This is a genomic window from Bradyrhizobium sp. AUGA SZCCT0160 (assembly GCF_018130105.1).
Classification (GTDB): domain Bacteria; phylum Pseudomonadota; class Alphaproteobacteria; order Rhizobiales; family Xanthobacteraceae; genus Bradyrhizobium.
The window spans coordinates 527,348-537,468 of the sequence record NZ_JAFCMD010000002.1; the positions used below are offsets into that span (position 1 = coordinate 527,348).

Here is a 10,121-nt window from a genome sequence, read left to right on the forward strand (position 1 = left end):
TCACGGCTTCCCGATCGCCATCGCCAAGGCCGCCGCCAGGAACGGAAACGGCACCGACACTGCGGCCCGGAACCAGACGAAACGCGCCGGCATGAACGGGATTTCCCAGAGTATCAGCCGCTGGAAGGCGAACAGCGCCCAGGCGACGACATAGGCGATCACCTGCGGCGAACCGCCGCCGACCTTCAGCGCCACTGCGCCGATGGAAAAGCCGACCACCGGGCCGCCCGGGGTTAGCCCGCCCGCGATCACGGCGGTGAGCACGCCGAGCCAGCCGGAATCCGGGCCCAGCCAGCCGGTGATGATTTCGGGGGGAATGACGGCGGCGATGTAGCCGGAGCCGATCACACCGAGCGCGATCCGCGGCACGATGTTGATGAAATCCATCGCGCCTTCGCGCGCCGCCGAAACCACCACGACACGACCGCGCCGGAACGCGATCAAGCCGAGCACCAGGACGGAGCCCCACAGCGTAATGTCGATGAGCAGCGCGCTTATCGTCATGACGGCTCGCCCTTCATGTTGGCTCACCCTTGGGATACATCCGCACATAGACGAAGCGCCCGAGCGCGCCTGCGAGGATCGGGATCGGCAGCGAGATCACGATCCGCCACAGCGTGAAATCGGTGCCGAGGATCGGCAGTTCCCAGGCGACCGCGCGGCCGTAACCGATCAGCGTCCAGCTCACCACCATCGCGATGGTGGCGCCGAAATCCGCGCCGACGGTGAGCAATGCAGCGGCCACCGGATAGGCCGTGAACGGCCCGCCCGGCAGGATGGCGCCGAATGCCGTTCCGATCAGCAATCCCTTCAGGCCGGAGTTCGGCCCGAGCGATCGCGACACTTTCTCGTGCGGCAGGATTTCCGTAATGAACGCGCCGAGCAGGCAGCCGGCCAATACGCGCGGCAGGATCTCGCCGAACAGCCAGAGATCATCGGTGAGAATCTTGAGCACGCCGTCGATACCGTCGCGGCGATAGACCAGCGTGGCGCTGACCGCGACCAGCACGGCGATGAAAATCATCGACCAGCCGACCGGCTTGCGCTTGCGTCGCGAGCCCGCTTCGGCCTCCGCAAGTTCGTCGGCGGGCGCCGGTTCTTTCAATGGGGGTTCTGACAATGCAATGAATCGGCAGGTGAAAAGTCTCAACCCTGCTTAGTCCCGGCCGGGGTCTCACGCAAACGGAACAACTGAAACATCCATGCGCGGCTCAGGCATGGCCATGCAAGGCTGTCACGGGCCTTTCAGGTCAGGTGGCGCACCAGCGCGAGGCCGGCAAACAGGCCGGCAATCGACAGCACGACCGAGCCGATAATGTAAGCCGCCGCCAGGCCAAGCTCACCCCGCTCATAGAGCACGGCGGTATCGAGCGAGAACGCGGAAAACGTCGTGTAGCCCCCGAGTATGCCCGTCATCAGGAACAGCCGCCACGGCTGCGAGGTCTCGCCCTTGAGGACGAGATAGCCGGCGATCAGCCCCATCACGGTCGATCCTGAGATGTTGATGATGAAGGTGCCCCAGGGAAATCCGGTACCGATGCAGCGCGCACAGGTGAGGTTGATGAAATGGCGCAGCGACGCGCCAAGGCCGCCACCGACGAAGACCAGCAAATAGCTCATCGCAGCATTTTCCACATCGCGAAATCACCCGGCCACAGCGCTTGTGCCGCAAGCCCGCGACGCCTGCAAGGATGGCATGGGAGGCAAAAGATAAGGGCGGCAGTTTTGCACTGCCGCCCCTGAAATTTATTCTACGTCATTCCGGGGCGCGCGATAGCGCGAACCTCAGATGCGCAATTGCGCATCGGGGGAATCTCGAGATTCCGAGTTCGATGCTTCGCATCGCCCCGGAATGACAAACAGATCAAGCCTTGCCGAACAGCTGGTCGACATATTCCCAGTTCACGAGATTATCGACGAACGCCTTCAAATAGTCCGGGCGGCGGTTGCGATAGTCGATGTAGTAGGAGTGCTCCCAGACGTCGCAGCCGAGGATCGGGGTTGCGCCATGAACCAGCGGGCTTTCGCCGTTCGCGGTCTTGGAGATTTCGAGCTTGCCGTTCTTGACCGACAACCAGCACCAGCCGGAGCCGAACTGGCCGACGCCGGCGGCGGCGAAGTCGGTCTTGAACTTGTCGAGCCCGCCGAGATCCTCGGTGATCTTCTTTTCCAGACGGCCGGGCAGCTTGCTGCCGCCGCCATTCGGTTTCATCCAGTTCCAGAAATGCAGATGGTTGTAGTGCTGGCCGGCATTGTTGAACACGGCCGGGTTCTTGCCGAACGAGGCCTTGACGATCTCCTCGAGGGACTTGCCTTCGAATTCGGTCCCCTTGATCGCGTTGTTTCCGTTGGTCACGTAAGCCTGGTGATGCTTGTCGTGGTGGAATTCCAGCGTTTCCTTGGACATATAGGGGGCAAGGGCGTCATGGGCATAGGGAAGATCGGGTAGCGTGAAGGTCATGGGGTGATGTCCGAAAATGATGGGAGACGTGGTGTAACGGGAACCCTTATAGAAGGTTCCATCGCGCTTAAACACCGCAATTTGACAAAGCGGGGCGGCTTCTTCGGTAACGATGCTCCGCGTCCAGCGTATGACGGGACATACGGCTATTGCGGGGTGAAAGATGAGTATCGAGATCGATATCCTGAACGGGGACGCGTCATGGCCGCGGGTCGAACCGCTGATGAATGCGGTCTGGCCGACACGTGTGGTCGAGAAACTGTCCTGGGGCCACGTCAAATGGGCCCACGCCGATTTGCGCGTGCTGATCGAAGCGCCAGAGGAATCGTCAAAACCCGGCCTTGTCTGCCATGTCGGCATCTATTTCCGCACCGTGACCTGGAACGGGCGCAAGGTCGATATCGGCGGTATCGGCGGGGTTGCGACCCGCGAGGATTTCCGGGGGCGCGGGCTTGCCGGCCTCGCGCTCGGCGCCGCGGTCCAGACCATGCGCGACCACGAAGCGATCAAGTTTGCGCTGTTGTTCTGTGAGCCGCATAATTTCGCCTTCTACGAGGCCCGCGGCTGGCATAAATTCACTGGCGAGATCTATGCCGAGCAGCCGGAGGGACGCATTCGTTTCGAGGCGATGGCGCCGTTCGTGTTCGACTTCACCCGCGCCCCGCGCGACGGCATCATCGACCTATGCGGCCTGCCATGGTGACCCCTGCGCGGCGATGGGGTGGCTTGCGGTCGCGCGTGCCGATAATATGTTGGCCATAATATATTGCCTTCTGGCCGACAAACCGGTGACGCATGACGATCGACGCCCCGCTTGATTTGCGCCCCGCGGCCATCCCGGCTGCGCCGGTCAACAACCTCTTGACCTCGCCGATCCTGCCGACGCTGCTAAAACTCGCGCTCCCCAATGCGATCGCGATGGTCGGCACCGCGCTGGTGGCGGTCGCCGAGACCTCCTATATCGGCCGGCTCGGCACCGAGCCGCTGGCCGGGATCGCGCTGGTGTTTCCGTTCGTGATGCTGACGCAGATGATGTCGGCGGGCGCGATGGGCGGTGGCGTGTCCTCCGCCATCAGCCGCGCGCTCGGCGCCGGCAACCGCGACCGCGCCGCGAGTCTGGCGCTGCATGCGGCCATGATCGGCACCTGTGCCGGGCTGTTCTTCACCGTTGTCATGCTGGCGTTCGGACGGCAATTCTACTCGCTGCTTGGCGGCCGCGGCGGCGTGCTCGAGCAGGCAATGCAATATTCGCACGTGCTGTTCTCCGGCGCGGTTTCGATCTGGCTCGTCAACACGCTGGCCTCGGTGGTGCGCGGCACCGGTGATATGCGCATTCCCTCGGCCGTGCTGATCGTCGTCGCCTTCGTTCAGGTCGTGGTCGGTGGCGGCCTCGGTCTTGGATTGTTCGGCCTGCCGAAGCTTGGCATGCCCGGGGTCGCCGCAGGTCAGCTCACCGCCTTCACACTCGGGGCGATATTCCTGGCGTGGTACCTCGCCAGCGGCCGCAGCCGGCTGAAGCTGAATTTCACAGCCTTCCGGTTCGAGCGCGACATGTTCGTCGACATCCTCAAGGTCGGCGCGATCTCCTGCCTCGCGCCGCTGCAGACCGTCCTGACCATCCTGATCTTCACCAAAATCGTGGCGGGCCTCGGCACGGAGACGCTGGCCGGTTACGGCATGGGTTCGCGGCTGGAATTCCTGCTGGTCCCGATTGCATTTGCGTTCGGCATCGCCTCGGTGCCGATGGTCGGCATGGCCGTTGGCGCTGGCCTCGTGGCGCGGGCGCGCCGGGTGGCCTGGACCGCGGCCGCCGCGGCAGGCCTGACCGTCGGCCTGATCGGCCTGGTCGTCGCGATCAAGCCGACGCTCTGGATCTCGCTGTTCACCAGCGATCCCGGGGTGACGGCTGCCGCCTCTTCCTACCTTGCCTGGGCCGGTCCGGCCTTCGGCTTCTTCGGCACCGGCCTCGCCCTCTACTTCGCCTCGCAGGGCGCAGCAAAGGTCGGCGGCCCGGTCATGGCCGGCACCATCCGGCTGCTGCTGGTCGGCCTCGGCGGCTGGTGGCTGGCGTCATCCGGCGCACCGGCCTGGACCTTGTTCGCGCTCGTCGGCGCCGCGATGGTCGTATACGGCCTCTCCACGGTGCTGTTCATTCGCTTCACGCGCTGGGGCAAATGAGCATCCAGCCCCGTTGTGTGGCGGCGAGAAGCTTACGCCGCCATCGCCTTCAAGGCGGTCGCCGCCGAGGCATAGCCGCCGCGTGCACCGTCGATGAAGTGAACGTGGTCGCTGCGCATCACCGACGGCGTGAAGCAGGTCATCATCGCCGCGTCCTGGCGGTGCAAGCCATATCGCACGACACCGTTTGAAGCCGCCTTTGCCAGCCGTTGCGCCAGCGCCTGCTCGAGCTCCGGCGTGCAATCGAGGATCATCCGCAATCCATCGTCGTATTTGCGGAAGTCGGAATTCTCCACCACCTGCTGCATGTAGGTCTTCGGCACGAAATTGCCGACCTTGATGCCGAAGCGCAACACGACATAGGCCCACAGTGCGATGGCCAACGCGGAACCGCGGCGCCGCAACAACGATCCGCCGCGCGCGGCACGCGCCTCGTATTCGATGCCCGCCGGGGGAAAGCGGATATCGGGTCCACCTGAAGGCACCGGCCGCCCGGCATCAGGGCTGCGTTCGACGAGATCGATGATGTCTTCGATCGCTTTGCGGAATGCGCGCGGATCGGCGCCCTTTGCCGGCACCACCAGCACCGAAAGAATGAGACCGCGGGCGGAGGGTATTTCCTCGAACCGGCATGACAGGCCGGACAAATCCGGCTGCTCGCCCGCCGGCGCTGCGGGGACCGCGAATTCGCCGCGCTTCATCGCCGCGTCCGCCCAGCCGAGACCGCCGCCGGAAAACATCGCGAGGGACAAATTGGGCGACGGCCCGAAACGCGCGACTCTGATGTCGAGGCCCTGCGCGCGGATTGCTGTCACCGGCACCAGCGCCACCCGCATCGAAAGATCAAGGCTTTCGCTGACCCAGGTCGCTGTCGCCGCCAGCGCCTCGCGCGCGCGGCCGAGATCGGCGGGCGCCACGGCAAAGCTCGCGCCATCGCCGCCGAACACAAACGGAAACTCGCGTCCATCCAGCGCATTGGTCACGGCGGCGATCACAGCGGCTCCCGCCATGTTGACCGCCTTGTAGCGCTGGTTGGCGATCGCCTTGGTCGATTCCACGATATCGGCGACGCCGACAGTCCAATCATCCGGCAACGGCGAATACAGCGCCGGATCCATCAGGCTGGTGAAGCCGCGAAAGACCGGAATGCCGCCGTAGAAGATGTCGGTGCCGTCGGGCGTGGTCATTGCGATGCACCCCGTTTTCCGAAGCTGTCTACCAGATACGGCCTAACCTATATTCGGGTTCGCCCCTGCTACAGTTTGACACCCCGCAGCACCAATTGGTTGAGCCTGCTCGCAAACGCCGCCGGGTCTTCCGGCAACTCGCCATCGAGGATCTGCGCCTGCTCCAGCAGCAGGAACGACAGGTCCGCGGCTGCGTCCTTGGCCCCGGCAATCGCCGCCACCAAAGGATGGCGCAGATTGATCTCGAGGATCGGTTTTGTCAGCGGACCCTGGTTCTGCATCGCCAGCAAGCGCTCGAGCTGGCGGTCGCGGCCGTCGCCGCCGGCCACCAGACAGGACGCGCTCGACGTCAGCCGCTGCGACGCCCGCACGTCGGAGACGCGTTCCCCGAGCGTATCCTTGATGACGGCGATGGTCGCGGCCTCGTCCGTGGTGCTCTCTTCCTTCTTGTCGTCCGCTTTGTCGTCCAGCAGGGGGATCAGACCGAAATCGATATCGCCCTGGCTCAGCGATTTCAGCGGCTTGCCGCCGAAATCGAGCGGCGCCGAAGTCCAGAACGCATCGACCGGGTCGGTCAGCAGCAACACCTCGATGCCACGGGCTGTGGCGGATTCGAGTTTCGGGTTCGACTTCAGCCGCTCGATGCTGTCGCCGGTGAGGTAATAGATCTCGGTCTGGTTCGATTTCAGGTTTTCGACGTACTGCTTGAGCGAACGCTTCTCGCCCGACGTCGTGGTGAAGCGCGACAGGCCCAGCAGCTTTTCGCGCCGCTCGAAATCTTCCCAGATGCCTTCCTTGATCACGGGCCCGAAAGAATCCCAGATTTTCGCGAACGCCTCCGGCTCCTTGTCGCCGAGGTTTTCCAATTCCGTGATCACGCGGCTGGTGACGGCCTTGCGGATCTGCGCGAGCTGCGGGTTGTTTTGCAGCATCTCGCGGGAAATATTGAGCGGCAGATCCTCGCTGTCGATCACGCCGCGGATGAAGCGCAAATAGGCCGGCAACAAATCGGCGTCGTCGGCAATGAAGACGCGGCGGACATAGAGCTTCACCTTGCCCTTGCGCGCCTGGTCGAACAGGTCGAACGGTTTTGTCGATGGCGCGAACAGCAGCACCGCATAGGACTGGCGGCCCTCGGCGCGGTAATGCAAGGTCATCGCGGGCTCGTCGAAGGCGCCGGCGATCGATTGATAGGCGCCCTTGTAATCGTCAGGCGTCAATTCCGATTTCGGCCGCTGCCACAGCGCGCTGGCCGAATTGATCTGGCGCGGCTCACCCTCCTCCGGCACCAGCTCAATCGGAAACTGGATGTTGTCGGAATAGGCGCGGACGATGCGCTCGATCTCGTAGGTCTCGAGATATTTCTGCGCGCTCTCTTTCAGATGCAGCACGATCTCGGTGCCGCGCGTGATACGCGCGGCATCTTCCTCACTCGCGGGCGCGATCTCAAATCCGCTGCCGCCCGACGACGACCAGGTCCAGACCTGATCCGAACCGGCGCGGCGGCTGGTGACGACGATGCGCTCGGCGACCATGAAGGCGGCATAGAAGCCGACGCCGAACTGGCCGATCAGATTGGCGCCATCCTTGGCCTCGGTCAGGCGCGACAAAAACGACTTGGTGCCGGAACGCGCGATGGTGCCGAGATTGTCGATCAATTCCTGCCGGTCCATGCCGATGCCGCTGTCGACCACGGCAAGCGTGTTCGCCGCCTTGTTCGGCACGATGCGGATCGCGGGCGGCGCGCCATCGGTGATCAGCTCGGGTGCCGCGATCGCCTCATAGCGCAGCTTGTCGCAGGCGTCGGACGCGTTCGAAATCAGTTCGCGCAGGAAGATATCGGTTTCCGAATAAACCGAGTGCACCATCAGATGCAGGAGTTCGGCGACCTCGGCCTGGAACGGCTGGGATTCGGGGGCAGTCGTGGTGGTCATCAGGGGCTCACGAGATCAAGCGTGGGTGGGAAAGCCCCTGATATAGCGATACTATCTGGAGTGGCAAGGTTCGACGGCCTAGCTGGTTCCCGCCCTCGGCCGACCCTAATCCGCAATCGCGGCCAGATAGCGCCGGACCGAAGCATCGAATGCGGCCTTTGCGCCCGCCTCGATGTTCTTGCCCCACCACGCGCCATAGATGCGGTCGAACGCCAACGGCGCGACCGCGCGCGCAATGCCTTGAACCGATTTCGAATTCAAGGGGATGTAGTTCGGGAAGCTGTACATGAAGCTCAGCGAGCGGCGGTCCATCGCCACCATGGCAACATCACCGGTGAGCAGCGCGCCTCGCCCCTCGCCGCCCGCACGCCAATGCAGGATCGTGCCGCCGGCGAAATGACCGCCGGTGCGGATGAGAACAATGTCATCGGAAATCTGGCGGCTGTCGCCGGTCCACGGCACGATCGCGGCATGTGGCCGCGTGACCCATTGCCGATCGTCGCCATGCAGATAGATCGGCACGCCGCCAAAGGCCTCGCTCCAGTCGGCGACCGCGCCGTAATAATGCGGGTGCGAAACCGCAATCGCCTTCAGGCCGCCGAGCGAGCGGACATGGTCTACCGCCTCCGATGTGGCCAGAGGCACGCAATCCCACATCACGCAACCGTCGGCCTCGGGAACGAGCAGCGCGCGCTGCCCGATCGCGAAGCCCGGATCGAGAGCGATTCCTGATATACCGAGGTCATCGCGCCAGACGAGCTTATGGCGCTCCGCCAATGCTTCGCGCGAAAACCATTGCTGGCCTTTCCAGTTCACGTACTGCCGTTCGTCCTCACAAATCGGGCACGCTGCCGGCGGCGCCACGCTGTCCGGAAACTGGGCACCACATTGCTCGCAAGTCCACAAGGGCATCGCCGTCACTCCCATCCGATAGAAACGCGACTCTGGCAAATGCGCGGTTTCGGATCAACAAGAGCAAGTTTTAGACTTCAAGTTCCGGACAATTGACTTGCTTCCGCGCCGCTGGGGGGTAAGTTCCGCCTGATTATTGCAGGACGCGCGCGCAGCCGGCGCGTGGACGGGCTGGATGATCTCCACGCCAGGGTTTTCTCAACGATTATTGACGGGATCAGATTATCTCGACCATTCAAAAATTTTGCATGATTGTTGGCTGGCTGGCGCTGGCATTCATCGCCTACGCGACGCTGTCGCCGATCGACGCCCGCCCCGTGCTTGCCGAAGGTCTGATTGAGCATTTCGTCGCCTTCGCCTTGCTGGGCCTTGCGCTTGGATTCGCTTACCCTGACCGCGTGGTTTTTGTTGTCGCGATCGTTGTCGGAGGCGCAGTGGCGTTGGAGACCATGCAACTGCTGACGCCGGACCGCCACGGCCGTCTGCTTGATGCAGCCGTGAAGGCGGCGGGCGGCATCGGCGGGATAGGCGCCGGACAATGGGCGGTCATGCTGCTGAAGGGCAAAATCGGCCGCGGCAAATAGCGCATTTCGATTCGGTTTTACCGTTATTTCAAATAGCCGTTATTTCAAATGCCTTGCCCGGACACTTGGTGTCGATATTTCTTATGGGGCGCCTGTTTGGATTATCCCAAGACAGGCGCCGATTATTTCCAGCGACGCGGAACTGTCATGCCCTTGGTCACTCCGCCGCGAGCTTGACCTCGGGTGCAGCAGCGCGGACGTCGGCGTCGACCTGGGCTTCGAATTTCGCAAAATTCTTCTGGAACATGCCGACCAGTGCGCGCGCGGTCTTGTCGAACTCGGCCTTGTCCTTCCAGGTGTTGACGGGATTGAGGATGTCGCTGGGGACACCCGGCAGCGCCGTCGGCACCGCAAAACCGAAATATTTGTCGGTGCGGAATTCGACATTGCGCAGCGAGCCGTTCAGCGCCGCGGTGAGCAGCGCCCGCGTCACCTTGATCGGCATCCGGCTTCCGGTGCCGTATTTGCCGCCGGTCCAGCCGGTGTTGACCAGCCAGCAATCGACATTGTGCTTGGCGATCAGCTCGCGCAGCATGTTGCCGTAAATCGACGGATCGAGCGGCAGGAACGGCGAGCCGAAGCAAGTGGAAAATTCCGGCTGCGGCTCGTTGCCGAGACCGCGCTCGGTGCCGGCGACCTTGGCGGTGTAGCCGGACAGGAAGTGATACATCGCCTGCGCCGGGGTCAGTTTGGCGATCGGCGGCAGCACGCCGAAGGCATCGGCCGCCAGCATCACCACGTTCTTGGGCTGGCCGGCACGTCCGGTGCGCGAGGCGTTCGGGATGAAATCGAGCGGATAGGCCGAGCGGGTGTTTTCGGTTTTCGAACCGTCATCGAAGTCAGGCACGCGGGTGCGCTCGTCGAG

11 protein-coding genes are annotated in these 10,121 nt (G+C 63.4%); 3 read left to right on the plus strand and 8 right to left on the minus strand.

Annotated features, from left to right (window positions below):
* The 4 genes from JQ558_RS06145 to JQ558_RS06160 form a co-directional block, all read right to left on the minus strand.
* Positions 1-504 carry a hypothetical protein gene (locus JQ558_RS06145; RefSeq protein WP_212293095.1) on the minus strand — a complete coding sequence of 168 codons (504 nt, stop codon included), beginning with the start codon at positions 502-504 and terminating at the stop codon, positions 1-3.
* 13 nt (positions 505-517) lie between these two features.
* Positions 518-1,120 carry a permease gene (locus JQ558_RS06150; RefSeq protein ID WP_212293096.1) on the minus strand — a complete coding sequence of 201 codons (603 nt, stop codon included), beginning with the start codon at positions 1,118-1,120 and terminating at the stop codon, positions 518-520.
* Between the two features lie 125 nt (positions 1,121-1,245).
* Positions 1,246-1,620 carry a fluoride efflux transporter CrcB gene (crcB, locus tag JQ558_RS06155; RefSeq protein WP_212211537.1) on the minus strand — a complete coding sequence of 125 codons (375 nt, stop codon included), beginning with the start codon at positions 1,618-1,620 and terminating at the stop codon, positions 1,246-1,248.
* A gap of 244 nt (positions 1,621-1,864) precedes the next feature.
* On the minus strand, positions 1,865-2,461 hold the full coding sequence (locus JQ558_RS06160) for a superoxide dismutase (protein WP_212211539.1): 597 nt from the start codon (positions 2,459-2,461) through the stop codon (positions 1,865-1,867).
* Positions 2,462-2,624: 163 nt separating this feature from the next.
* On the opposite strand from JQ558_RS06160, the gene JQ558_RS06165 reads away from it, so the two are divergent.
* Both JQ558_RS06165 and JQ558_RS06170 read left to right on the plus strand, forming a co-directional pair.
* The gene (locus JQ558_RS06165) at positions 2,625-3,164 is read left to right on the plus strand and encodes a GNAT family N-acetyltransferase (protein WP_212274557.1); all 540 of its coding nucleotides are present in this window, start codon (positions 2,625-2,627) and stop codon (positions 3,162-3,164) included.
* A 92-nt stretch (positions 3,165-3,256) separates the two neighbouring features.
* On the plus strand, positions 3,257-4,639 hold the full coding sequence (locus tag JQ558_RS06170; protein ID WP_212293097.1) for an MATE family efflux transporter: 1,383 nt from the start codon (positions 3,257-3,259) through the stop codon (positions 4,637-4,639).
* A gap of 32 nt (positions 4,640-4,671) precedes the next feature.
* Here the strand turns inward: JQ558_RS06170 and JQ558_RS06175 are convergent, their stop codons facing one another.
* The 3 genes from JQ558_RS06175 to JQ558_RS06185 all read right to left on the minus strand — a co-directional run bounded on the left by JQ558_RS06175 (position 4,672) and on the right by JQ558_RS06185 (position 8,672).
* Positions 4,672-5,826 carry a DUF3095 domain-containing protein gene (locus tag JQ558_RS06175; RefSeq protein ID WP_212293098.1) on the minus strand — a complete coding sequence of 385 codons (1,155 nt, stop codon included), beginning with the start codon at positions 5,824-5,826 and terminating at the stop codon, positions 4,672-4,674.
* Between the two features lie 68 nt (positions 5,827-5,894).
* Entirely contained in the window at positions 5,895-7,763 is a 1,869-nt protein-coding gene (htpG, locus tag JQ558_RS06180) for a molecular chaperone HtpG (protein ID WP_212293117.1), read from the minus strand.
* 102 nt (positions 7,764-7,865) lie between these two features.
* Positions 7,866-8,672 (minus strand): MBL fold metallo-hydrolase, encoded by an 807-nt coding sequence (locus JQ558_RS06185; protein WP_212293099.1) that lies wholly within the window; start codon positions 8,670-8,672, stop codon positions 7,866-7,868.
* A gap of 248 nt (positions 8,673-8,920) precedes the next feature.
* Here JQ558_RS06185 and JQ558_RS06190 point away from each other — a divergent pair, with 248 nt between their 5' ends.
* Positions 8,921-9,256 carry a VanZ family protein gene (locus tag JQ558_RS06190; protein WP_212211549.1) on the plus strand — a complete coding sequence of 112 codons (336 nt, stop codon included), beginning with the start codon at positions 8,921-8,923 and terminating at the stop codon, positions 9,254-9,256.
* 157 nt (positions 9,257-9,413) lie between these two features.
* Here JQ558_RS06190 and JQ558_RS06195 read toward each other — a convergent pair.
* The coding region (locus JQ558_RS06195) for a phosphoenolpyruvate carboxykinase (ATP) (RefSeq protein WP_212293100.1) at positions 9,414-10,121 on the minus strand (708 nt) is incomplete at its 5' end.